This window comes from Gallaecimonas sp. GXIMD4217 (assembly GCF_038087665.1).
Classification (GTDB): domain Bacteria; phylum Pseudomonadota; class Gammaproteobacteria; order Enterobacterales; family Gallaecimonadaceae; genus Gallaecimonas.
In genome coordinates this window covers 1148674-1172799 of sequence record NZ_CP149925.1, presented here as the reverse complement: position 1 = coordinate 1172799, position 24126 = coordinate 1148674, and the positions used below count along the sequence as shown (strand labels likewise).

The 24126-nt window shown below is 64.9% G+C and carries 26 protein-coding genes; 22 read left to right on the top strand and 4 right to left on the bottom strand.

Translation table 11 applies throughout. The features are described from left to right. The first annotated feature begins 22 nt into the window (after positions 1-22). From WDB71_RS05775 to WDB71_RS05690, 18 genes are all read left to right on the top strand, one after another. Positions 23-331, top strand: a complete 309-nt coding sequence (locus WDB71_RS05775; RefSeq protein ID WP_341503685.1) for a hypothetical protein — start codon at positions 23-25, stop codon at positions 329-331. Positions 332-447: 116 nt separating this feature from the next. Further along, the gene (locus tag WDB71_RS05770) at positions 448-615 is read left to right on the top strand and encodes a hypothetical protein (RefSeq protein WP_341503684.1); all 168 of its coding nucleotides are present in this window, start codon (positions 448-450) and stop codon (positions 613-615) included. Positions 616-740: 125 nt separating this feature from the next. Then, on the top strand, positions 741-917 hold the full coding sequence (locus WDB71_RS05765) for a hypothetical protein (RefSeq protein WP_341503683.1): 177 nt from the start codon (positions 741-743) through the stop codon (positions 915-917). A gap of 69 nt (positions 918-986) precedes the next feature. After that, positions 987-1997 (top strand): MvdC/MvdD family ATP grasp protein, encoded by a 1011-nt coding sequence (locus tag WDB71_RS05760; protein ID WP_341503682.1) that lies wholly within the window; start codon positions 987-989, stop codon positions 1995-1997. Beyond that, on the top strand, positions 1982-2872 hold the full coding sequence (locus WDB71_RS05755; protein WP_341503681.1) for a hypothetical protein: 891 nt from the start codon (positions 1982-1984) through the stop codon (positions 2870-2872). Before WDB71_RS05760 ends, WDB71_RS05755 begins: the two co-directional genes overlap by 16 nt. Next, on the top strand, positions 2865-3401 hold the full coding sequence (locus WDB71_RS05750) for a MauE/DoxX family redox-associated membrane protein (RefSeq protein WP_341503680.1): 537 nt from the start codon (positions 2865-2867) through the stop codon (positions 3399-3401). The genes WDB71_RS05755 and WDB71_RS05750 overlap by 8 nt, the downstream gene beginning before the upstream one ends. Continuing rightward, positions 3398-3964 (top strand): hypothetical protein, encoded by a 567-nt coding sequence (locus WDB71_RS05745; protein WP_341503679.1) that lies wholly within the window; start codon positions 3398-3400, stop codon positions 3962-3964. The genes WDB71_RS05750 and WDB71_RS05745 overlap by 4 nt, the downstream gene beginning before the upstream one ends. Continuing rightward, entirely contained in the window at positions 3961-5721 is a 1761-nt protein-coding gene (locus tag WDB71_RS05740) for an ABC transporter transmembrane domain-containing protein (RefSeq protein WP_341503678.1), read from the top strand. Before WDB71_RS05745 ends, WDB71_RS05740 begins: the two co-directional genes overlap by 4 nt. A 97-nt stretch (positions 5722-5818) precedes the next feature. Next, complete coding sequence (locus WDB71_RS05735) at positions 5819-6229, top strand: GFA family protein (protein ID WP_341503677.1); 411 nt, start codon at positions 5819-5821, stop codon at positions 6227-6229. Between the two features lie 19 nt (positions 6230-6248). After that, positions 6249-6851 carry a hypothetical protein gene (locus WDB71_RS05730; RefSeq protein WP_341503676.1) on the top strand — a complete coding sequence of 201 codons (603 nt, stop codon included), beginning with the start codon at positions 6249-6251 and terminating at the stop codon, positions 6849-6851. Between the two features lie 45 nt (positions 6852-6896). Further along, positions 6897-7484 (top strand): DUF1294 domain-containing protein, encoded by a 588-nt coding sequence (locus WDB71_RS05725; RefSeq protein WP_341503674.1) that lies wholly within the window; start codon positions 6897-6899, stop codon positions 7482-7484. A gap of 100 nt (positions 7485-7584) precedes the next feature. Beyond that, a complete protein-coding gene (locus WDB71_RS05720) occupies positions 7585-8301 on the top strand; it encodes a response regulator transcription factor (protein WP_341503673.1) in 717 nt (238 codons plus the stop codon). A 50-nt stretch (positions 8302-8351) separates the two neighbouring features. Then, the gene (locus WDB71_RS05715; protein WP_341503672.1) at positions 8352-10514 is read left to right on the top strand and encodes a tetratricopeptide repeat protein; all 2163 of its coding nucleotides are present in this window, start codon (positions 8352-8354) and stop codon (positions 10512-10514) included. 301 nt (positions 10515-10815) lie between these two features. After that, positions 10816-14265 carry a S8 family serine peptidase gene (locus WDB71_RS05710; RefSeq protein WP_341503671.1) on the top strand — a complete coding sequence of 1150 codons (3450 nt, stop codon included), beginning with the start codon at positions 10816-10818 and terminating at the stop codon, positions 14263-14265. A gap of 150 nt (positions 14266-14415) precedes the next feature. Continuing rightward, positions 14416-15270, top strand: a complete 855-nt coding sequence (locus WDB71_RS05705) for an AraC family transcriptional regulator (protein ID WP_341503670.1) — start codon at positions 14416-14418, stop codon at positions 15268-15270. 23 nt (positions 15271-15293) lie between these two features. Then, entirely contained in the window at positions 15294-15662 is a 369-nt protein-coding gene (locus WDB71_RS05700) for a nuclear transport factor 2 family protein (RefSeq protein ID WP_341503669.1), read from the top strand. 1 nt (position 15663) lies between these two features. Then, positions 15664-16701 carry a DUF3626 domain-containing protein gene (locus WDB71_RS05695; RefSeq protein ID WP_341503668.1) on the top strand — a complete coding sequence of 346 codons (1038 nt, stop codon included), beginning with the start codon at positions 15664-15666 and terminating at the stop codon, positions 16699-16701. Continuing rightward, a complete protein-coding gene (locus WDB71_RS05690) occupies positions 16691-17050 on the top strand; it encodes a hypothetical protein (RefSeq protein WP_341503667.1) in 360 nt (119 codons plus the stop codon). Before WDB71_RS05695 ends, WDB71_RS05690 begins: the two co-directional genes overlap by 11 nt. A 9-nt stretch (positions 17051-17059) precedes the next feature. On the opposite strand, the gene WDB71_RS05685 is transcribed toward WDB71_RS05690, so the two are convergent. Genes WDB71_RS05685 through queE form a run of 3 tightly spaced genes read right to left on the bottom strand, consistent with a single transcriptional unit; the run spans position 17060 to position 19378 of the window. Continuing rightward, positions 17060-17725, bottom strand: coding sequence for a cupin domain-containing protein (locus tag WDB71_RS05685; protein WP_341503666.1), 666 nt, complete (start codon positions 17723-17725; stop codon positions 17060-17062). Between the two features lies 1 nt (position 17726). Further along, positions 17727-18674 (bottom strand): magnesium/cobalt transporter CorA, encoded by a 948-nt coding sequence (gene corA, locus WDB71_RS05680; protein ID WP_341503665.1) that lies wholly within the window; start codon positions 18672-18674, stop codon positions 17727-17729. A 32-nt stretch (positions 18675-18706) separates the two neighbouring features. Then, positions 18707-19378 carry a 7-carboxy-7-deazaguanine synthase QueE gene (queE, locus tag WDB71_RS05675; protein ID WP_341503664.1) on the bottom strand — a complete coding sequence of 224 codons (672 nt, stop codon included), beginning with the start codon at positions 19376-19378 and terminating at the stop codon, positions 18707-18709. 94 nt (positions 19379-19472) lie between these two features. On the opposite strand from queE, the gene queC reads away from it, so the two are divergent. Then, positions 19473-20150 carry a 7-cyano-7-deazaguanine synthase QueC gene (queC, locus tag WDB71_RS05670; RefSeq protein ID WP_341503663.1) on the top strand — a complete coding sequence of 226 codons (678 nt, stop codon included), beginning with the start codon at positions 19473-19475 and terminating at the stop codon, positions 20148-20150. After that, complete coding sequence (gene queD, locus WDB71_RS05665) at positions 20147-20509, top strand: 6-carboxytetrahydropterin synthase QueD (RefSeq protein WP_341503662.1); 363 nt, start codon at positions 20147-20149, stop codon at positions 20507-20509. The genes queC and queD overlap by 4 nt, the downstream gene beginning before the upstream one ends. A 27-nt stretch (positions 20510-20536) precedes the next feature. Here the strand turns inward: queD and WDB71_RS05660 are convergent, their stop codons facing one another. Next, a complete protein-coding gene (locus tag WDB71_RS05660) occupies positions 20537-21193 on the bottom strand; it encodes a hypothetical protein (RefSeq protein ID WP_341503661.1) in 657 nt (218 codons plus the stop codon). Positions 21194-21436: 243 nt separating this feature from the next. Between WDB71_RS05660 and WDB71_RS05655 the strand changes: the two genes are divergently transcribed. Beyond that, on the top strand, positions 21437-22822 hold the full coding sequence (locus WDB71_RS05655) for a HAMP domain-containing sensor histidine kinase (protein WP_341503660.1): 1386 nt from the start codon (positions 21437-21439) through the stop codon (positions 22820-22822). Further along, entirely contained in the window at positions 22803-24125 is a 1323-nt protein-coding gene (locus tag WDB71_RS05650; protein WP_341503659.1) for a sigma-54 dependent transcriptional regulator, read from the top strand. Before WDB71_RS05655 ends, WDB71_RS05650 begins: the two co-directional genes overlap by 20 nt. The last annotated feature ends 1 nt before the right edge of the window (position 24126 follow it).

Below are 24126 nucleotides of genomic sequence, written 5' to 3'. Positions count from 1 at the left end.
TTGTCAGAAACAGAACAAAAACATGCAGATAATGCTGAAGATCTACCGCGACAAGATGGTGCTGAGCGGCGACGGCCGCACCATTACCGTCGAGCCGCAAAGCCCGTACAGCAGCCAGCGGCTGCTGGTGGGCAACTTCGACGCCGCCGCCGGTTGCCTCAAGGAAGGCGCCGACAAACTGGGCGCCCTGGGCCTGTTCAAGCGCGGCCCGTCCTGGACCATCCAGCCCATGGAGCTGGTGGAAGGCGGCCTGTCGCAGATTGAGGAGCGCATTCTCCAGGAGCTGGCCCTGGCGGTGGGCGGCAAGGTCGCATCCATAGAACTTGGATAAGCTGCTGATCTTAAAGGTACTAACGCCTGATTAAGGAAAGGGGTCTTGTGCCAAGCCGTCGAGCGGGCCAAGTCAATCCTGGCCAATAGCGAAATCCCACATGGACATCCTCCTGGATGTCCCAACCCATCGCTGGGCGTCTGCGCGCTGATGCTGAGCAAGCTGCTTTACGAAACCATCTGAACGGCTTTGGCTGCCACCCGGCCGTTTTTTATGACTGTTTCTACCAATCTCTAACCTTGAAACTAGGCAATAAAACAAATGCCGAAATCATTCCTGCTTAATTAAAATAATACCTTCGGGCTATTTTGCAATCGCCATATTGACGCCCTAAAAAACGGGAATTAGCTTGGTTACGAGTTTGTTAAAAGCTCGACCACATTAAACCAAACAGATCAAGGAATGGATTATGAACCAGCAGAAAAACACCAAGCTGTTCGCCTTCAAACTGGCCGAGAAGAAGCAGGAAGTGAAGTCCGGCGAGAAGTGGCAGGCTCGCGACAACGTGGCCACCGCCGGCTGCTCCGGCCCCTGGGCCAGGGCTGACGACTGGCGTTTCGGAAAAGATGCCGGCATGTATTGCTAAGCGCAAACCGAGTCGTGAAAGCCTTGGGGTTGCCTCAAGGCTTTTTTCTTCCTCCAAGTCGCCAAGCCCATGCCAAAGAAAATCCTGATCATAACGAACAGCTGCGATCTCCATGCGGATCTCATGGAGCCGCTGCTGAAAGCCAGGGGCCAGCTCCCTTTCCGGGTCAACCTGGACCATTTCCCCAAAGATTACCGTATCGTCCAATCCGTTCATGCCGGCCATTGCGGCGGTTACCTCGAACATATCCCCACCAAAAAGCGCATTGCCCTGGATGAGGTCGGTGCCGTGTGGATGCGTAAGCCGGCGGACTATGCCTTCCTGAGCGATGATCTGTCGCCCCAGGAGGCCGCCTTCGCCAGGCAGGAAACCGACCAGGCCATGTTCGGCTGGCTCTATGCCCTGGACTGCTTCTGGATGAGCCACCCCGTCAAGATGCGCGGCGCCATGTGGAAAGGTGAACAACTCAAGCGTGCCCAGGGGGCCGGCTTCAGGGTACCGAGATCCATCGTCAGCAATTGCCCCGACACGGTGCGCCGCTTCCAGGCCGAGGTGGGCAGCGACATCATCTTCAAGTCCCTGTCCACACCCCATCTGGCCGCCGACGAAGTCGCCGACAAGGACAGGATCGCCGATGGCCTCGCCACCACCCTGGTCACCGAGGACATGCTGGACGCCCTGGATGCGGTCAGCGAACTGCCCTGCCATTTCCAGGAATACGTCCATAAACAGCACGAGCTGCGGGTGACGGTCATCGGCGACCAGGTTTTCGCCGCCAAGCTACATTCCCAGGACGATCCGCGCACCCGGATCGATTCCAGGGACATGTCGGCCCAGATCCGCTACGAAAGGACCACCCTGCCCCCCGAGATCGAACGGCGCTGCCGCGACTTCGTGGCCGGCTATGGCCTTAACTACAGCGCCCTGGATCTCATCGTCACGCCGGACGACGACTACGTCTTCCTGGAAAACAACCCCAACGGCCAGTTCCTCTATGTCGAACAACTGGTCCCGGAGCTGGGGCTGATGGCGGCCCTGGCCGACACCCTGGTCAAGGAGGCCCAATGCCGCAGTCAGTAGCCTTCCCGGCCACATCAGCACTCAGGGAACTCGAAGGTGCCAGGGACAGCCGCGTGCTGGTGCTCTGCGCCTCCCATCTCGATATGGAACTCCTGCCCGCCCTGTACGCCCAGCTCAACGACATGGGCCGGCAGCGCCGGCTGGACGTGGTACTGCAGGCCAGGGGCGGCGAAATCAACGCCGTGCGCCGTATGGCCCTGCTGCTGCGTCGCTTCAGCGATCACCTGGCCTTCATCGTTCCCTATCACTGCCAATCCTCGGGGACCATACTGGCCCTGGCCGGGGACGAGATCATCGCCGGCGATCTGGCGCTCTTTTCGCCCATCGATCCCCATCTGCACGGCTCGGCCGGCCAGGGCGAGAGCAGCGCCATGTCCTGCGAGGACATCCGCCAGTTCGGGGAGATGAGCAGAGACTGGTTCGGTGTCGACCCCGACGAGGCAAGAGCCCAGTCCCTGTCGCTGCTGTGCCAGAGTATCTTCCCGCCGACCCTGACCGCCTTCTATCGCAGCACCCTGGAGCTGAAGCAGATCGGCCGGGAGCTGCTGGGATCCCAGTTACCGGGGGCCGACCGGGAAAGGCTCGACGGCATCGTCGCAGCCCTGATGTTCGGCTACCACTCCCACGACTACGCCATCACCGGCGACGAGCTGCATGCACTGGGACTGAACATCCGCCGCCACGAGGAAGTGGAAAGGCTGGCCTGGGAGCTGTCGCTGTGCCTGCAGGGCATCGTGGGCGGCGGCCAGCGCAGCGCCGACGATCAGCCCTGGCACGACGCCCTGATCGCCGCCACCCGCTCCCTGAGGGTCCGCACCCGGACCATGGAGGCCCTGAATGGCCAATGGCACCAGGAGACGCTGCCCGATGCATGAACCTTCCCTGCTGGCCGAGTTGACCCGCCTGGTCGTCGGCCTGGTATTCGCCTTTTCGGCCCTGGGCAAGCTCACCGCCTTGCGGACGTTCAGCCTGAACCTGGTGGAGTCCTTCCGCTTCCCACCGCACCTGGCACGGGCCGCCGGCGCGCTGTTGATCCTGTTCGAGGCGACTTTGTCTGTTGTCCTACTGGCCGCACCGGCCCTGGGCCAGCCTGCCATGACCCTGGCCCTGGCCAGCCTTGGCCTGTTCACCCTGGCACTGGCCTGGCGGCGCCTGCAGGCCGGCCAGGTTCGCTGCAGCTGTTTCGGCGACAGCGACAGGCCGGTCTCGGCCTACGATTTCATCCGCAACCTGGCGCTGATCCTCACCATGGCCGGCTATCTTGCCCAGGGAGCCGAACCCGCGGCCCTGGCGGCGTCGACCCAGGCCGCCCTGGCGGGAACCGCCCTGGTCCTGGCCGTCTTCACCATCTACTTCCACGACACCATGGAGCTGCTGTTCCATTCCGGCAGGGGACGAGCATGACCGACAGCACCCTCATCTACACCATCCTGGCCATACTGTCGGTCAGCGTCGCCATCAATCTCAAGCTGACCTTCCGTATCCTGCAGCTGATGCGCAATCCGCCGCCCCAGGACACGGCCCTGGCCTTCGCCCCCGGCGATGCGGTTCCCGAAATCCGGGGCAAGCGGCTTGCCGACGCCCAGGCCATGTCCCTGGACCACAGCGGCAGGGCCAGTGTGCTGCTGTTCCTGTCCAGCCGCTGCCCCAAGTGCCGTGAAAAGCTGCCGGAAATTGCCGCCCTGGTGCCGCGGCTCGGGCCGGCCGGCCTGGATCTGTGGCTGCTCACCACCGAGCGCAAGGGCCGCCTGGAAGAGTTTCTCGGTGACGGCCCGCTGATGGCCCTGGCCCTCAAGGTGAGCGGCAGGGCCTACAAGCAGCTGAACCCGGCCTTGGCCTCGCCCTTCTATCTGTTTCTCGATCACCAGGGGCAGCTGCAGGCCGGGGGCATGATCGGCGATGCCGACTGGCAGAGCTTCATCGAGCAGATGGCGGAATTCGGCGACGAACTGGAGTCGGTGGCATGAGCCGTAACGCCAAACAGGCCAGCGCCCACCGCCGGCGCCTCGAACTCGTCGCCCCCTTTCGACTGCGCCTGCTGGGCGGGCTGCTGGTCATGCTGGCCACCATCGTCATCCAGCTGAGCTACCCCCAGGCCCTGTCCCATTTCATCGACAATGTCGACCGCGTACAGGATCCGCAATGGTTCAGCCTCTTTGCCGTGGCCATGGCGGCCCTGCTGCTGGTCCAGGCCGGGGCAACGGCGCTGCGTTACTACCTGTTCGAATCGACCGGGCTGATGCTGGTCAACCGGGTTCGCAATCAGGTGCACCGCGCCCTGCTGAGCCAGCCCATCGCCTTCTACGACAGGCACAACGTCGGCGAGCTGACCAACAGGTTGTCCGCCGATGTCGAGGTGCTGCACGACACCCTGACCATGGGCCTGGCCATTTCGCTGCGATCCCTGCTGGTATGCGTGGGCGGGGTGGCGCTGCTTCTGCTGACCTCGCCGCTGCTGAGCATCGCCCTGCTGCTTTTTATCCCGGCCATCCTTTACCTCGGCAAGCGGGTCGGCGAAGGCATCCGGCTCCGTGCCGAGCAGATCCAGGACCGTCACGCCGACGCCGGCAAGGTCGCCCATGAGAATTTCGCCAACATCCGCCTGGTCCATGCCTTCAACCGCCAGCACAAGGCCCAGCAGCACTATAGGGCCAAGACCGCTGCCGTCCTGGCCGACGCCCTGGCCAAGACCCGCTACCTGGCCGGCTTCCAGGGCTTTTCCACCTTCCTGGTCTACCTGGCCCTGCTGTTCACCCTGTGGCTGGGAGGCCGGCTCATCGCCCAGGACGCCCTGACCATGGGCGAGCTCACCAGCTTCGTCCTGTATGCCGGCATGGTGGCCGCCTCGGCGGGTGCCATCAGCGGCTTCTGGAGCGACTGGATGCAGGCCATAGGGGCGACCGAACGGATCTTTGCTATCGTCGACGGCGCTCCGGCGCCGCCGCCATCGTCTGAAGGGCCCTATCTGCAAGGAGAGCTCCAGTTCGAGGCCGTCACCTTTGCCTACCCGGAACGCCCCGGTCGCAACGCCCTGACGGACTTCAACCTGCACATCGGCAAAGGAGAAAAGGTGGCCCTGATCGGCCCCTCCGGTGCCGGCAAGTCCACCATTGCCAGCCTGATCCTGGGCTTCTACCAGCCAACCGATGGCCGGCTGCGCTTCGACGGCATTGACGCCAGGCTCCTGGACAGTGTGCGACTTCGGCAGCAGATCGCCATCGTCGAACAGGAGCCGTCGCTGTTTTCCAGCAGCATCTTCGAGAACATCGCCTACGGTGCCCGGGACGAAGACGTCTCACCCCAGGCGGTGTTCGATGCGGCCAGGCTGGCCAACGCCCACGACTTCATCACCGCCTTTCCAAACGGTTACGACACCCTGGTCGGTGACCGGGGCGTGCAGCTGTCCGGCGGCCAGAAACAGCGCATCGCCATTGCCCGGGCCATCTTGCGCAACCCCCGGATCCTGATCCTCGACGAGGCGACCAGTGCCCTGGACTCGGCCGGTGAAACCCTGGTCCAGGGCGCCCTCGACAACCTCATGCAGGGCCGCACCACCCTGATGATCGCCCACCGCTACTCGACCATCGCCAAGGCTGACAGGGTTATCGTCCTGGACAGGGGCCGCCTGGTGCAGCAGGGCCGCCACGACGAGCTGGCCGCCCAGGACGGCGGCCTGTACCGGCGCCTGGTCAGCCGACACGCGCCAGAGGCCAGGAGCGCCTGAAGCCCCCTTCGCCACAACCTGGGACAAGCGGCCTTTATGGCCGCTTATCAAGGTGTTACCTTGCTGCTCTTGCAACCCGTTTGAAACGGAAAGGACCATGTACCAAGGACAATGCCTGTGCGGCGCCGTGGCCGTGACCATCAAGGGTCCCATCAGCGACATCATCCACTGCCACTGCTCCCTTTGCCGCAAAAGCAGCGGCACCGCCTTCGCCACCAACGGCTTTGTGCAGGCCGGCGATTTCGAGGTGAGCCGCGGCCGGGACAGGCTCAGCGCCTTCGCCTTCAAGCCGGGCCGCAACCGCCATTTCTGCTCGGTTTGCGGCAGTCCCGTCTACAGCAGCAACGACCAGGATCCCGGCCGGGTGCGCATCCGCCTGGGGCTGCTGGACAGCGACATCAGCGAGCGCCCGCTATCCCATAACTTCGTGTCCTCCAAGGCCAACTGGGAAGACATGGACGCCAAGCTGCCCCGCTACGACGGCTTCGAACCCGGCCGCCAGCCCTGAATTGCATCAAGGAGCACCCATGGAAAAGAAGAAGTGGTACCAGAGCCCGGAGATGATCATCGGCCTGTCGGCCCTGCTGGTGAGCCTGGTGGCGGTGTTCGTGGGGGTCTACTCCGCCTATATCGACCGCGCCTATGCCAGGGCCTCGGTGTGGCCCAGGCTGGAACTCTACCGAAGCTTTTCGTTAAACCGGGCAGCCGCCCCGGAAAAGGCCCAGGGCGACAGCGCCCAAGCAGACAGCCGCCGCGAGGAATACGGAGCCTTCAGCTATGGCGTCGCCAACAACGGCACAGGCCCGGCCCTGATCAAGTACGTGAAGGTGACCTACGACGGCAAGCCGCTGAAAACATGGCAGGAGCTGATGAGAAACCTGGTGGGCAACAGCAACCAGATCAGCCAGTCCCATGTCGGCGGCCGCACCCTGCCCGCCCAGCAGAGCATCACGCCGCTGTCCACCACCAACCAGGAGTTCATCGCCGCCTATCTGGATACCGAAAGCGAACGGTTGAGTGTGGATATCTGCTACTGCTCCATCTATGACGAATGCTGGACCGTGGACAAGGAAAACAAGCCCAAAGCCATCGAGGCCTGCCCGGATGATGAGGACCGCTTTTTGCAGTAGCATTAAGGACAAGGGGTCATAGTTCCCAGCGCGGTAAGCCGACACATGAAACACCAGGGCATCATCACCACCTGGCACGACGACAAAGGCTTTGGCTTCATCACCCCCATGGACGGAGAAAAGCCGGTCTTCGTGCACGTAAAAGGAGTCCAGAAGGGCCACCGGCGCCCCGCCAAGGGGCAAGTGGTCACCTACAGCCTGGGCCACGACAAACAGGGTCGGCCCAGGGCCAGGAACGTGGTCACCCCCCGCCCCTTTCCCCATCGGCTGGCCCTGGTCGCCACCTTCATGCTGTCCCTGGCCGCCGCGCTCAGCGCCAACGGCCGCCCCCTGGCGCTGTTCTACTGCTACCTGCTGGCCAGCCTGCTCACCTTCGCCGTGTACGCCACCGACAAGGCGGCCGCCAGGAAAGGCGGCCAGCGCCTGCGGGAAAACACCCTGCACCTGCTGGCGCTGTTGGGCGGCTGGCCCGGCGCCTGGGTGGCCCAGCAGCAGCTGCGCCACAAGCTGTGCAAGCAGGCCTTCAGGTTCACCTTCGCCCTGACGGTGGCCTTCAACCTCAGCGTGCTGGCCTGGGCCTTCACGCCACAGGGTGGGGAGTCTCTGAACGCCCTGCTGCGCCTCCTGGGTTAGCCGCCCAGGGTCGCATGGCCAGGGCCAGGCGCCCGGCCGATTTGTTAATTCCATGTGCATTCACATACAATCGCTCTAACGACGACCCACAAGACATGCCATGAATCTCAACGACTGGATCCTGCTGGTTGACGACGACCAGGAGCTTTCCGAGCTGCTCAGCGAGTTCCTGACCAAGAACGGTTTCGAGGTGCGCACCGAGGCCAATGGCGCCCGCGCCGCCCGGCGCATTGTCGATGAGCGGCCGCGACTGGTGGTGCTGGACGTGATGCTGCCCGACCTCGACGGCCTCTCCATCTGCCGCCAGGTCCGCAGTGACTACCCCGGCCCCATCCTGATGCTGACCGGCCTGGAGGACGACATCGACGAGGTGGCCGGCCTGGAGACCGGCGCCGACGACTATATCGCCAAGCCGGTACGCTCCCGGGTACTGCTGGCGCGGATCCGCAGCCTGCTGCGCCGCTATGAGATGCTGGCTTCCGTAAGTCAGCAGGCCCCCGGCAATGCCGACCTCCATATCCAGCTCAAGGCGCTGGCCCTGGACAAGGTGGCCCGCAGCGCGACGCTGCACGGCAGGGATCTGGAGCTGACCACGGCCGAGTTCGAGCTGCTCTGGCTGCTGGCCAGCCACCCCAACCAGGTCCAGGACAGGGACGGGATCTGCGACCACTTCAAGGCATTGGGCTATGACAGTACCCCACGCACCATCGACCTGCGGGTTTCCCACCTGCGCCGTAAGATGGGCGACGACGCCAGGGGCAGTTGCCTGATCAAGACCATACGTGGCAAGGGCTACGTACTGGCCGTGGAGCACTGACCGCCATGGCCCCCCTTTCCCGACACTCATGGCTCCTGTTGGGACTGGGGATGATACTGGCCCTCATCCTCCTGTTCATTCCATCCGATCAACCGGCCCCCCCCTCGCCCGGCATCGAACAATCGCCCCCAAGCCGGGCCCAGGAACTGCTGGAGCTGGCCGCGGCCCACCGCGGCACGGCCCCCGACAAGACCCTCGAGTTCGGCCGCCTGGCCCTAGACCAGCTGGCCAAGCACCCGGATCCCGAAACCGAGATGATGGTGCTCAGCAACATGGCCTGGGCGCAGATGATGCTGGGCGATTTCGACCAGGCGGCCAGCCTGGGCGAACGGGCCCTGGCGGTGGCCGAGGCCCAGGGCGATCAGGCCCTGCTGGTGGTCCCCCTCAACGTGACCGGCCTGATCTACTGGCGCCAGAGCAGGCTCGATCAGGCCCTCGACCATTACCACCGGGCGCTGCAGGTGGCCAAGGCGCTGAACCAGCCCTCTTCCATAGCCACCACCTACAACAACATGGGCCTGATCTACAGCGACAAGGCCGAATACCAGCTGGCCCTGGATCACTTCAGCAAGGCCAGGGATACCCACAGGGAGATGGGCCAGGAAGCCAAGCTGGCCACCGCCCTCAACAACATTGCCGGGATCCATGTCACCCTGGGCGACTATGGCGATGCCCTGGAAAGCCAGCAGGAGGCCCTGCGCATCCGTGAGCGCCTTGGCGACAAGGCCGGTATCGCCGAACTGCACCACAATATCGGCCTGACCTACGACCATATCGGCGACCACCAGGACGCCCGCAAGCAACTGTCGAACGCCCTGGTCGAATTCGAGGCGCTGGGCGACAGGACCGGCATGGCCCAGGCCCTGAATGCCCTGGGCACCGTCTACCAGCATTTGCAGCAGGCCGACACCGCCCAGCAGCACCTGGAAAGGGCCCTGCAACTGGGCGAAGAGCTGGGCGACGGCAACATCACCGGCAATGCCCTGCTCAACCTGGGCAAGCTGCACCTCGAGCGCGGCGATCCCCTGACCGCCCGGCGCTACCTGGAGCGTGGCCTGGCCATCGCCGACCGGCTCGGCCTGGTCTCGCTGCAGGCCGGGGGGCGGCTGCGCCTGGCGGATTATTTCCTGGCCACGGACCAGATCGACATCGCCCTGGCCCGGGCCAACCAGGCCCTGGCCCTGGCCGAGGGCAGCGGCGATCGCAACCAGCTCAAGGAGGCCCACGAGCTGCTGTCGCGGATCCATGAGCGCAAGGGCGACTACCGGCAGGCCCTGGCCAGCCACAAGGCCTTAAAGCAGGTCAATGACGCCCTCCACAACAAGACCGCCAGCGAACGCCTGGCCTGGCTGCGCAGCTCCTTTGAAGACGAAAAGCGCCGCCGGCAAATCGCCCAGCTGGAGCGCGACCGGGCCCTGCAGGAGGAGGTGATCAAGCAGCAGCGCTTTGCCCGCAACATCTGGATCATCACCCTGGTGGCCCTGGCCACCATCATCCTGCTGCTCTACGGCCGCCGCAGCCAGGCCAGGGTCAACCTGGCCCTGCAGCGGGCCATTGTCATGCAGCGCAACCTGATGCAGGCCGTGGCCCACGAATTCCGGGCGCCCCTGGCCAGGGTGCAGCTGGCCTTCGACATGCTGATGGAGGCCGACGACGATGAGCGGCCGAGCCTGGAAGACAGGATCACCAAGGGCCTGGACGAGCTCGACGAGCTGATCAGGGAAATCATCAAGCTCATCAAGGCCGAAGGCAGCCCCAGGCGGGCGCCACCGGAAGATATACCGCTGGCGCCCCTGCTGGAGCGGCTCAGCGCCCAGCAGGGCCAGCTGTTCCCCCAGAAGCAACTCAACCTGGACAACGCCGGCCCGGAGGAGCAGATCCGCGCCAGCAAGAAGCATTTCGAATGGATCATCAACAACCTGCTGGCCAATGCCCTGCGCTACAGCCAGCAGCAGGTACAGCTGCACTGCCATTGCGAGCCCCGGCAGATCCGCATCCTGGTGGATGACGACGGTCCGGGCATCCCCCCCGAGGAGCGGGAACGGATCTTCGAGCCCTTCGTCCGCCTCGATCCCAGCCGCACCCGCAGCACCGGCGGCATCGGCCTGGGCCTGGCCATAGTCCGCCGCCTGGTGGAAAACGGTCATGGCCAGGTCCGGGTCACCGACAGCCCCCTGGGCGGCGCCCGTTTCGAGCTGATCTGGCCCCGCTGAGCCCTCTACTCCGACCAGCAGTTCAAATCTTGAACAGGATCACAGATTTGTATGCACAAGCATACAAAACCACATCACCTCCAGCCCCGATGACGCCTTGGGAACATGTTAACAAACAGTAACTTAGAGCCTTTCCCTGGCTAAAAGCCGCCCGCGGCATCTAAAAATGCGATTGATTCACCGCCTCTTCATGAAGTTTTTTTGTTTTTAATGTGTATGTTTTGTGAATTTAAATGTGTTTGAGCGCATACAAACCAAGAAAACCGCTCTGAATGCTCCCCCAACCACTGGAGACAGACACATGACAACGACCACTATCCGCCCCAGCCGCCTGCTGGTGGCCATGCTCTCCACCTCCTTGATGGCCGCCGCCGCGCCGGCACTGGCCGCCAAGAAGGTCGAGCCCAAGGACGACTTCGATCCCACCTCGGTGATCGTCAAGTTCAAGGAAAGCGCCAAGAAGGCCGAGCGCAAGCAGCTGGCCGCCCAGTTCGGCGCCTCCTTCAAGGACAAGAACGGCGACGGCGTCGATGACCGCTTCCGCAACATCGCCAAGGGCCGCCTGGCCCAGCTGGCCCTGCCCAAGGGGGCCGATCCCAAGGCCATGATCGATCGCCTCAAGCGCCATCCCCAGGTGGAATACGCGGACCTGAACTACCGCTTCTACCCCTCCGTCACCCCCAATGATCCCCGCTTCGTCGACCTCTGGGGCATGCCCATGATCAAGGCCGAGCAGGCCTGGGAAATGCAGATGGGCTCCAAGGACATCGTGGTCGGCGTGATCGATACCGGTTTCGATTACAGCCACCCGGATCTGAGAACCAACATCTGGGTCAACCCCAACGAAGTGCCAGGTAACGGCATCGATGACGACGGCAACGGCTATATCGACGACGTTCACGGCATTTCCGCCATCAACGACAACGGCGATCCCATGGATACCGACCAGCACGGTACCCACGTGGCCGGTACCATAGGTGCCATGGGCAACAACGGCACCGGTGTGGTCGGTGTCAACTGGGTCACCGACATAGTCGGCTGCTCCTTCCTGGGTCCCAACGGCGGCACCCTGGCCGACGGCGTCCAGTGCATCGACTACATGGTTGGCCTGAAGAACGCCGGTGTGAACATCCGTGTGCTGAACAACTCCTGGGGCGGTGGTGGCTTCACCCAGACCCTGGTAGACGCCATCGCCTCTGCCGACAACGCCGGCATGCTGTTCGTCGCCGCCGCCGGTAACGACGCCCGCGACAACGACAGCGCCCCCTCCTACCCGGCCAGCTATGACGTGCCCAACGTCATGGCCATCGCCTCCACCACCAGCACCGACGACATGTCCAGCTTCTCCCAGTGGGGCCTGACGTCTGTGGACATGGGCGCACCCGGCTCCGCCGTGCTGTCCACAGTCCCCGGCGGCTATGACACCTTCAGCGGCACCTCCATGGCCACCCCCCATGTGGCCGGCGCCGCCGCCCTGATCCTGGCGGCCGACCCCAGCCTGACCACGGCCCAGGTCAAGGACATCCTGATGACCTCGGGCGACCCCATTGCCGCCCTGGACGGCAAGACGGTGTCCGGCAAGCGCCTGAACGTGGAAAGCGCCCTGAACATGGCCGGTGCCGGCGGACCCAGCTACTACCTGATGGCCTCGCCGCTGTCGCGCACCGTCAACCAGGGAGCCCCCACCAGCTTCACCATCGACCTGAACGCCGTGGGCGGCTATGAGGGCAACGCCAGCTTCAGCGCCGACGCCCCAGGCCTGAACGCCGCCATCGGCTTCTCCGACAGCTCGGTGGCCGCCGACGCTTCCACCCTGATGACGGTGCAGACCAGTACCGACACCGCGCCGGGCAACTACAACATCAGGGTGAATGCCGTCGACGGCGAGATAGACAAGAGCATCGACGTGCTGCTCAAGGTCTACCCCGAGGGCACCTACACCACCAGCTACAGCAACAACACGCCCGTAGCCATCCCCGACAACACCCCCGCCGGCGTCAACAGCAGCATCAACGTGCCCATCAGCATGACCATCACCGCCGTTACCGCCCATGTGGATATCAGCCACACCTACATCGCGGATCTGAACGTGACCCTGACCTCCCCCAGCGGTCGCACCGTGTTCCTGCACGAACGTGCCGGCGGCTCCGCCGACGATCTGGTGATGAGCTACGAGCTGACCGACTTCGACCTGGAAGACGCCTACGGCAACTGGGTGCTGAACGTCAGCGACAACGCCGGCGCCGATGTCGGTACCCTGAACAGCTGGACCCTGGATATCACCGGCGCTGCCGATCCGGGCGCCAATCTGCCGCCAGCCATCAACGTGGCCGAGCCCATCGACAACTCCCTGCACCTGCCCGGCGAGATGGTGACCTTCAGTGCCGAAGCCACGGATCCGGAAGAAGGCCTGGTGAATGATTCCCTGGTGTGGACCTCCAGCATCGACGGCGTCATCGGCACCGGTGCCAGCTTCGGCCGCAACGACCTGAGCCAGGGCAGCCACCAGATCACCGTGACCGCCACCGACTCCGAAGGCGTGACCGGCACCCGGGAGCTGTCCCTGTACATAGTGACCGACGGCACCGTGGTGTCCTACGAGAACGCCCGCCGGGTCCCCCTGCCCGACCTGAGCACCACCACCAGCGTCATCGAAGTCCCCCTGGGCGTGAACATAGGTGACATGAGCGTGGAACTGGCAATCCAGCACAGCTACACCAACGACATGCTGATCCACCTGATCTCCCCCAACGGTACCGAGGTGGAGCTGTTCGACCGCATCGAGCAGGGCGAGCACTACCGCGACCTCTACAAGACCTTCTACCCGGTCGAGTTCAACGGTGAAAACGCCGCCGGCACCTGGACCCTGCGCATCATCGACGAATGGTCCAACAACAGCGGGAACCTGGAACGCTGGGCCCTGACCTTCAGCCACGACGGCAGTGGCGGCACCCCCGGCAACGCAGCCCCGGTCGTTGGCATCAGCGCCCCGGTGGGTGGCAGCACCTTCACCCAAGGCGATCTGGTGACCTTCGTGGCCTCCGCCAACGACGCCGAAGACGGTGACGTCACCAACACCCTGGTCTGGTCCTCCGACATCGACGGCGTGCTCGGCAGCGGCGCCACCGTCAGCACCACCAGCCTGAGCGTGGGTAGCCACAGCGTGACCGCCTCTGCCTCCGACAGCGCCAGCGCCACAGGCGACGCCGTGGTCACCCTGACCGTGAACCCGGCACCGGTGAACGCGCTGCCCACCGCCGACTTCGGCTTCAGCGCCAACGGTCTGAACGTGGCCTTCAGCGACCTGTCCGGTGACAGCGACGGCGCCGTGGTCGCCTGGGCCTGGGACTTCGGCGACGGCAACGGCTCTGCCCTGGCCAACCCCAGCCACAGCTACGCCACGGGCGGCAGCTATGACGTCACCCTGACCGTGACCGACGATGCCGGCGACAGCCACAGCATCACCAAGCAGGTCGGCGTGGCGTCCCCGGTCAGCCTGTCCGCCAGCGCTACCGTCAACGGCGACAAGGTCACCGCCAAGCTGAACTGGTCCGGCGCCAACGGCCGCCAGGTGGACATCTACCGCGACGGCCAGCTCATCGGCAGCACCCGTAACGATGGCAGCTACAGCGACCGCTTCAACAGCACCGCCATCGACTTCGCCTACCGGGTCTGCGAGCAGGGCAGCAATGTCTGCTCCGACGTCATCAACGTGACGGCCCAGGCCAAGACCAAGGGTAAGCGTCAGTAGTAAGCAATAAGCAGTAACCCTCTCCCCTCGTTACTGCCCGGCCAAGCCGCCTTCCCCGGAAGGCGGCTTTTTTTGTGCAAAGGCGCAAGATGGGTCAGGATTGGCGCCGTCCCCCCGGGCATCATCAGTGGCGTAGCAGAAGGAGAGATCATGCCCACACGCTTTGAGAAGGTACTCGGCCATATCGACAGCCACCTGGAGCAGGCTCCGGGCCTGGCCGAGCTGAGCCAGATAGCCGGCGTCTCTCCCTTTCACTTCCACCGCCAGTTCCGGGCCCTGTTCGGCCTGACCCTGGGCGCCTATGTGCGCCAGCAGCGCCTGAAAAAGGCCGGCCACCGGCTGGCCCTGCGCCAGGACAAGGTCATCGACATCGCCCTGGCCGCCGGCTTCGAGAGCCCGGAAGCCTTTGCCCGCGCCTTCAGGCAGCACACCGGCAAGAGCCCCCTGGCCTTTCGCAAGAACCCGGACTGGCACTGGTTGCAGGCCCCTCAAAGGAGAACCCTGATGACAAGCCCCACGCCAGGCCAGGTCGAGCTGGTCGATTTTCCCGAAACCTCCATCGCCGCCCTGCACCACCAGGGCCCGCCAGCGCAGATCCTGGCCACGGTAAACCGCTTTATCGCCTGGCGCCGGGAAAACCGGCTGCCGCCGGCCAGGAGCCGTACCTTCAACATCCTCCATGACGACCCCGAGCAGGTGCCGGCCAAGCACTTTCGCTTCACCCTCTGTTGCGAGGCCCCCCACCCCATAGCCCCCAACGACCTGGGCGTGGTGGCCGCCACCCTGCCGGCCCGGCGCTGCGCCAGGCTCAGGCACCAGGGCCCCGACAGCCGGCTCAGGGAGAGCTTCGACCATCTCTACGGCCAGTGGCTGCCCACAAGCGGCTACCAGGGCGCCGACGCCCCGCCCTTCCTGGAGCGCATCCGGCACTACCCGGACGTGCCCGAGCAGGACAGTCTTATCGACATCTACCTGCCGCTGGCGCGATCCGCTAAGGTGGAGTGACACCAGAAGAAGAGGTAAAGGCAATGACGGACAACAAGGCAGCGGCCAGGGACTTCCTGGCCCTGGTGGTTGGCGGCCAGGTGGCAGAAGCCTTCCAGCGCCATATGGCGGAGGGCTTTATCCACCATAACCCCTACTTCCCGGGCGATGGCCCTTCCCTGATGCAGGCCATGGCCGAGGATGCCAAGGCCAGCCCGGACAAGTCCCTGGACATCAGGCAGCTCATCGCCGAGGGCGACAAGGTGGTGGTGCACTCCCATCTCCACCAGGTCGGCGGCCCGGGCTATGCCCTGGTGCACATCTTCCGCTTCGACGGCGCCAAGATAGCCGAACTCTGGGATCTGGCCCAGGCCCTGCCGGTGACCAGCCCCAACGAGTTCGGGCCCTTCTGAGATGGACGCCATCGCCCATATCGCCGCCCATGCCAGGCCGCGGCAGGCCCAGGCCCGATTGGTGCTCGACAACATCCTGGCCATGGCCAACATCCCGCCGGCCAGGCTGGACCAGGCCAGAAGCGCCATTGCCAGCCGGGCCCGCATCGCCCTGCATTTCCACCCGGACCGCCTGGACGGCCAAGGCCGTACCGTGGCCCAGGGGCTGCTGGAGGATGGCTGCTACCGCAGCCAGTTTGAGACCGGCCTGTCTTCCGGCATGCTGTCGCCCGAGCTTGGCGGCCCTCGGGATCGGTGGGAAGGCCAGCTGTTCGGTACCAGCTACCCCGGCCTGGATCACAGACCCAAGTACGGCGCCCTGGACTTGCTGCTGCACCCGGACGGCCCCTCGCCCCGCTTCGGCTCCTGCTACCTGCTGCTAAAGCCCGCCGTGCTGGCCAGCAGCACCTTCTGCTATGCCGACTCCCACCTGGTTCCCCGGGAAAAGGGCACCATAGCGGTGTTCGACGACGTGCTGGCCGCCCTGTTCAGAGACTGCTTCGAGCGGCACTATGCCCTGGGCCGTGGCCATATCAAGCCGGGCCAGCTGGTGGATCATCTCTGTGAGCGGCTGGCTGCGCCCATCGCCGAGCGTTTTTCGCAGTCACCGGCCCGGACCCTGGACCACTATATCGAGGCCCAGATCCACGGCCAGGTGACCCTGGCCGACGATGCCGAGGCCCTGGTGGCGGATCCGTCCTTCCAAGGCACGGAAACCGGCCGGCTGCTGGCAAGGCTCTGTGACCGCTACGGCGTGGCGCTGCACTGGCACGGCGGCTTCCGGCTCAGGCCGGCGGCCGTGCCCGACGACTTCCGGGGTCCGGCCATGCCCGCCCTGGCGCGCCAGGTGGCCAGAAACGGCTGGGTGGACGCCCATGCCATCGGCCTGGCCGCCGCCGAGGTCAAACACGGCGCCTGCCACGACCAAGGCGAGCGGCTGCAACGGCTCAAGCTGCTCTGGCATGTGCTGGTGAAATTCGGGGAAGCCCATGGCGGATGATTTCGGCGGTTTCGGCAACAAGAAGCAGGCCCTGGCACAACTACTGCCGGTGCTGGACGCCGTGCTGGAAAGCCACGAAAGCGGCGATTACGACGCCTTCTGCCGCCATGTCAGCGACGACTTCCGCCGCCGGGTGAGCCGGGAAGCCTTCGCCCGGGCCCATCGGCAAGTGCAGCCCGGCCTGGGCCGGCTGCTTGGCAAGCGTTACCTGGGCATGGTGCGCCGCCCCCGGGGCCCGTTGCTGCTCTTTGCCGGTAACTATGAACACGGCGAGGGCGAGGTGCTGATCCAGGCCCTGTTCGCCGACCCCGGCCCGCCTGCCAGGCTGGACTGGCTGTGGATCGAATAAGGACAGCGGTCAGGGTTGCGAGCCCGGCCCTTGGGTCATCACCAGGGCACTCTTGACATAGCAGAGGCCGCCCTTTTCGCTGTGCCAGTCCCGTTCACCCAGCCTGGGGCCTCGCAGCCAGTGGCCCCTGTCACGACCGCCCAGCTCCCCTTCCAGCACCAGGATCTCGGCCATGGCCAGGCCGCCGGCCGGCACTGTGGCACCGGGCGCCAGGCGCAGCAGGTACACGCTCTCCTGCCGATAGCGGTGCAGGGGCAGCAGGCTGACGCCGGGCCAGGCCGTTTTTTCGAAGGCCAAGGAGGCGGTATCCAGCACCAGCTGCCGGTCGTCGCCGGGCAGGAACTGCTGCAGCTTGACGAAGAGGATGCAGCCTTGTTCAGAATGAGGCCTGTGGCGGCTGCCGGGCGGGTTGCGCACGTAGCAGAGCGGGCCGTAGTGGCCGCGCTCGTCGCTGAACACCCCTTCCAGTACCAGGAATTCCTCGCCGCCGCCGTGGACATGTTCGCTGAAATGGCAGCCGGGGCCGTAGCGCACCAGGCTGGTGGCCCGGGCCACTTCGCAGCCGATGCGGTCCAGCATCTTGCGCTCGACCCCGGCCAGCGGCGACGGCGCCCAGGCCATGGCATGGGTGTCCAGCGCCAGCTCCTTGGTGAAGTCGGCGTTGATCCGGCTCACCTTAGAGCCAGCCCTTGCGCTTGAAGAAGAAGTAGGTGCCGCCGGCGCTCAGCAGCATGGTGGCCAGGGCCAGGGGGTAGCCCACGGACCAGTGCAGCTCGGGCATGACGTCGAAGTTCATGCCGTAGATGCTGGCGATCAGGGTCGGCGGCAGGAAGATCACCGCCGCCACCGAGAAGATCTTGATGATCTTGTTCTGCTGCAGGCTGGTGTAGGACATGGTGGCGTCCAGCAGGAAGCTGACCTTGTCGAAGATGAACTGGGTATGGGGCAGCAGTGACTCGATGTCCGCCAGCATCTCCTTGAGTTCCTTGCGGTTGTCCTCGCTGAGCCGGGAGCGCTGGTTGCGCACCAGAAAGCGCAGGCTGCGCTGGGTATCCAGCAGCGACAGGCGGATCTTGCCGTTGGCGTCTTCCTGCAGGGTGATCAGGCGCAGTATGTCGTCCAGCTCCTCGTTCTCGAACACCTCTTCGCCGGCCTGATCCAGCACCGTGTAGACGTCCTCGATGAGGTCGGAGAGGTATTCCACCTTGAGGATCAGCATCTCCACCAGCAGGCTGGCGGGATCGGTGGCGTCTATCTTGCCCTGGCGCAGGTAGTTGCGGAACAGCCTGAGCAGGCCGATGTCCTCTTCACGCAGGGTGATCAGCAGGTTGTCGCGCAGGTTGAAGGAGACGTTGACGGCGCGCACTTCCTTGCCGACCCGGTGCGGGAACAGCGACAGTATGTGCAGGCCGTCCTTGTCGCGGTAGAAACGGGCCGAGGCTTCGATCTCGTTGATGTCTTCCTCTTCCAGGACCTCTTCCTGGAAGAAACTGGACAGCCATTGCCGCTCTTCATCCGTGGGTTTGACCACGTCCAGCCAGAGGGTGCTGGCGGGCAGGCGGTCGTCAGTGGCAAGCTCCACCACATCCAGGACACCGCCTTCGAGCAGGTAGGCATTGATCATCGAAGCTCCTGAATACCTTAGGCTTTAAAGCCCTATTCTATGCCAAGGTATTTGTGCAACTGAACCGACAAGCGCCAGTTGCGGGCGATGCAGGTGTCGATGCAGAGTTGGGTGGCGCGCTTGCCCTGGCTGACCGGCTGCAGCCAGATGGGCGTTTCGGCGTAAGCCGGCAGGCGCTTGAGCAGCTGGTCCAGCTCGTCGATGTCGCGCTGGCGGGCCACCGGGTGCTTGATCTCGTCGGCCCGAAGCAGCGCCGAGTCCAGCACTTCATAGCCGCCCTTCATGCCCACCTTGGGCGACAGGGTCACGAAGGTCTCGGCCGGGGCCTGGATGGCGAAGGTGCCGGAGGTCTCGATCTGGGTGCGGTAGCCGCCCTGGTGCAGCACGGTGCACAGCTCCTGGAGATCGAACATGGCCGGCTCGCCGCCGGTGATCACCACGTGCCGGGCCCGAAAACCGCGCTGGGTGAAGGCGGTCAGCAGCGAGGCGGCCGTGGCCCAGGCCCAGGCCGGGCTGTCGCCCCGTTTGGCCATGACGCTGGCCAGCTCGGTCTCGTCTTCCGGCTTGGTATCCCAGGTGTGGCGGGTGTCGCACCAGGGGCAACCCACCGGGCAGCCCTGCAGGCGCACGAAGATCGCCGCCGTACCGGTAAAACTGCCCTCCCCTTGCAGGGTTTCGAACACTTCATTGATGGGATAACGCATGGCTGCTGTATTGGCCCCGGGTGACCGCCTGTTGAGAAGGCGGGGATGCTAACATAAAATGCGCCCCCGGTCTGAATAACCCAAGGCGTTTACCATGAGCAAAGTCGTCGTCATCTTTTCCGGTGGCATGGACTCCTTCACCGTGCTGCACAAGGCGCTCAGGGAAGGCCACCAGGTCCATGCCCTGTCCTTTGATTATGGCCAACGCCACAAGCGCGAGCTGGTGGCCGCCAAGGCGGTGACCGACGCCCTGGGCATAGATCACAAGATAGTGGACATCACCGCCATCCAGACCCTGCTGGCCGGCTCGGCCCTGACCTGTGACATCGACATGCCCCAGGGCCATTACGAAGAAGAGAGCATGAAGAGCACAGTGGTGCCCAACCGCAACATGATCCTGCTGTCGCTGGCCATCGGCTGGGCCGTGTCCCTGGAGGCCGAGGCGGTCTACTACGGCGCCCACGGCGGCGACCACGCCATCTACCCGGACTGCCGGCCCGAGTTCGTCCAGGCCATGAAGGACGTGGCCAAGATAGCCAACTACCAGCCCATCGACATCCGCACCCCCTACCTCGACGCCACCAAGGGCGAGATCCTCAGGGACGGCCTGGCCATGGGTCTGGACTACGGCCTGACCTGGACCTGCTACGAGGGGAGCGAGCAGGCCTGCGGCCGCTGCGGCGCCTGCCAGGAACGGCTGGAGGCCTTCCGGGAGAACAACGCCGTCGATCCCTTGTCTTACGTTACACGAGAGGCCATGGCCAAATCATGAAGACGACCCTGTACAAAGAATTTTCCTTCGACTCCGCCCACCGGCTGCCCCATGTGCCCGAGGGCCACAAGTGCGGCCGCCTGCACGGCCACACCTTCAAGGTGCGCCTGGAGATCACCGGCGAAGTGGATCCGTACACCGGCTGGGTCATGGACTTCGGCGACATCAAGGCGCTGTTCAAGCCCCTCTACGAGCGCCTGGACCACAACTACCTGAACGACATCGAAGGCCTGGAAAACCCCACCAGCGAGATCCTGGCCCGCTGGATCTGGGAGCGCCTCAAGCCCCAGCTCGACCTGCTGAGCGCCGTGGAGGTCCAGGAGACCTGCACCTCCGGCTGCGTCTACCGCGGCGAATAAGAAAAGGGGCCAGCGGCCCCTTTTTCCTTACTTGAGGGCGTCCCGCAAGCGCTGCCTGTCTGCCTCGCTGAGTTCGGCCTTTTCAATCAGCTTCAGCAGGGTGTCGACATCGACCTTGCCGTCGCCATGGTGCAGCAGCACCACCTCCGGGGCGCTCAGCCTGAGGTGCTCCACATGCCGGGTCAGCTCGTCCCCCCGTTTGGCCAGGCGGACCTCAATTTCCTTGACCCGCTCCTCGGCCCGGCGCAGCGCCTTTTCCACCTCACGCTCGATGCGCTCCTCGTCCAGGGCATGCTTCTCGGCCTCGTGCATGGCCCTTTCCACCTGGATGGCAATCACCTTGTCGTCCAGGTGCAGGACCCTGGCCCGCTCCGCAGCCCGTTCGGCCTCGATGTGAATGGCCTCCACGTCGACATGGATCCCCGCCAGGGCCTGCCGCACCTTGGCCTCTATCTCGGCGGCATCCTCCTGGCCCTTGAGCTGCTGCCGGAGCATTTCCAGCAGTTGTTGCTGATCTTCGCCGCTGAACTCGTAGCGCTTGCCGTCTTCGTCCAGCACCAGGCGGATCTCCTGCTGTTCTTCTGCCAGGGCCGGCTCGGGCGTTCTGGCCTTGGCATCGGCGGAGGCGCAGGCCACCTGGAAGGTGGTGGGGATCATCAGGGCGGCCAGTGTCATCAGTCTCATGTTGTGCTTCCTTTTGTGATAAGTGTTCCCCGACACCATTGGAAAAGCCGTGCCAATTCTTAACCATTTGTTTTATATAGAAATGTAATCAAAGGCAGGGGCAGGATGTCCCCATATGGGGAAACCCCGCCGCCCCTTGTCCCCAAATGGGCACGGCTTTTTGCAAAAGCGTCATACACTTCAATGACTTACCTTTGGCACTTTTTTTGATAGCGTTAAGGTCATACCGCCACTGGAGCCCTTATGTCCGTCAAACGCACCCTGTTCCTGCTGTTCGGCTCGCTGATCCTGCTGCTGGGCGCCCTGCAGCTGCTGCTGGTCCACAGCCTGCGCGAGCAGGTCAACCTTGAGGCCGTGGAAACCGGCCGGGAGCTGGCCACCCAGGTCCTGCACCGCATCGACATCGCCGAGATCCCGGAGCCAGAGTTCGAGATCCCCTCCCGGGAGGAGCTGGAAATCATCATCCAGGACGAGTTGGCCAGCCTGCCTCCGGAGCACCGGGCGCATTATCAACACCGCCAGGAAGAGCTGGTCAGCCGCGAACTGGAGAAGATCGCCCGCCAGGCGGAAAAGGTCAGGGCCGACGCCAGGCGCCAGTTCGTGGAGGCCAAGCGCCAGGCCAGGGAAGCCCTGGAGCAGATAGAGGTGCACAAGCAGGATGGCGCGCTGCTCATCACGGCCCCCAGGGTGGAATTCAAGGTTCAGGAGCCGGCGGCGCCGGCCGTGGCCACCGCCAACAGAACCCTGCTGCTGGCCTTCGCCCTGACCTCCGCCATCGCCCTGATCACCGTCTATTACCTGGCCCGCCGGCTGTCCCAGCCCCTGGAGCGGCTCTGCCAGGGCCTGGCCCAGGTCGGCAGGGGCGAGCTGGGCACCCAGCTGCCGCCCGAGGGCATGAGGGAAGTCCGCCAGGCCATAGAGGGCTTCAACCATATGAACCGGGAGCTCGGCCTGTTGCGGGCCCAGGAGGCCAGGGTCAAGGAGCAGGCCCAGCTGGCCGAGCTGGGCGAGGTGGCCCGGGGCCTGGCCCATGCCCTGCGCAACCCCCTGCACACCCTGGGGCTGTGCCTGGAGGAGTTGGCCCGGGCCCCCGATCCCCGCCTGGCGGACACCGCCAGGCGCAAGCTGCGCAGCCTGGACAAGAACATCCAGGCCCTGCTGACCCTGTCCACCAGCGAAGTGAACCGGAGCCAGCGGGTCCCCCTGGCACCGCTGCTGGCCGATCTGCGCCTGGAGCTGGGCGGCCAGTGGCAGCTGGATGGCATTGACGAGCAGGTACTCAGGGGCGCCGAATCCGAGCTGCGCTCCATGCTGCATACCCTGATCAGCAATGCCCTGGAGGCCGGCGGCGACCAGCCCATCCGGATCAGCGCCAGCCGGGACGACGACCGGCTCAGCCTCTGCGTCCGCGATCAGGGGCCCGGACTGGATCCCGGCATCGCCAAACAGCTGTTCCAGCCCCATATCACCACCAAGGCCGAGGGAGCCGGCATGGGCCTCTATATCGCCCAGCGCCTGGCCAGGCTCCACTACGGCGGCGACATCAGCCTCGCCAACCACCCCGACGGCGGCTGCCAGGCCTGCCTGATCCTGCCCCTGGAGGACGACAATGAAACTGTTGCTGGTTGAGGACGAACGGGATCAACGGGAGCTGCTGGCCGCCATGCTGGCCGGCTCCGACTTCGAGGTGGGCACCGCCGCCGGCCTGGTGGAGGCCAGGCAGAAGCTGCTGCTGGCGCAGCCGGACATCATCCTTTCCGACTGGAAGCTGGCCGATGGCGACGGCATGGCCCTGCTCAGGGAGGTGCGCCGGGCCCAGCCGGATCTGGCCTTCGTGATGATGACCGCCTACGGCACCGTCAGCCACGCCGTCGAGGCCATGCAGCAGGGCGCCGACGACTACCTCACCAAGCCCTTCAGTCGCCAGGATCTGCTGCTGACCCTGGAGAAGGTGCGCCGGGCCCGCCAGCTCAAGCAGAGCAACAGGGAGCTGAGCGCCCAGCTCAGCGAACAGCAGCAACTGGTGGACATGGTCGGCCAGTCGCCGCAGATGGAGAAGCTGTTCGCCCGCATCCGCCGCGTCAGTGACACCCATGCCACGGTACTGATCAGCGGCGAGTCCGGCACCGGCAAGGAGCTGGCGGCCCGGGCCCTGCACCGGCTGTCCTCCCGCAGCCAGGGCCCCTTCGTGGCCCTGAACTGCGGCGCCATTCCCGAGAACCTGGCCGAGGCCGAGCTGTTCGGCGCCGACAAGGGCGCCTTTACCGGCGCCCTGCAGAGCAAGGCCGGCAAGTTCGAGGCGGCCCAGGGCGGCACCCTGTTCCTGGACGAGATAGGCGAACTGCCGCTGGCATTGCAGAGCAAGCTGCTGCGGGTACTGCAGGAGAACAAGGTGGTGCGCCTGGGCAGCCACAAGGAGATCGACCTGGACGTGCGCATCATCGCCGCCAGCAACAGGGAGTTGCCACAAGAAGTGGCCGCCGGGCGCTTTCGCGAGGATCTCTTCTACCGCCTCAACGTGGTGCCCCTGGAGGTGCCGCCGCTAAGGCAGAGGAAGGACGATATCCCGGCCCTGGCCCGGCACTTCCTGAGCCGTTTCGCCCGCCGCCATGGCCTGCCCGTGCCCGAGCTGGATGAAGCCCTGCTGGCCCGCCTGGAGGCCTATCCCTGGCCCGGCAACGTGCGGGAGCTGGCCAACCGCATGGAGCGGCTGGTGCTGCTGGGCGAGGAAGCGCCGCAGCCCGACCGGGACAGGCAGGGCGGCTTCGATTTCCAGCTGCCGGCCGACGGCCTGGACTGGGATGCCTTCGAGGGCCATTGCCTGGCCCAGGCCCTCAAGCTCAACGGCGGCAACCGCCGCCAGACCGCCCGCTACCTGAACCTGGGCTACAAGGCGCTGCTGTACCGGCTGGAAAAACACGGCCTGAACTGAG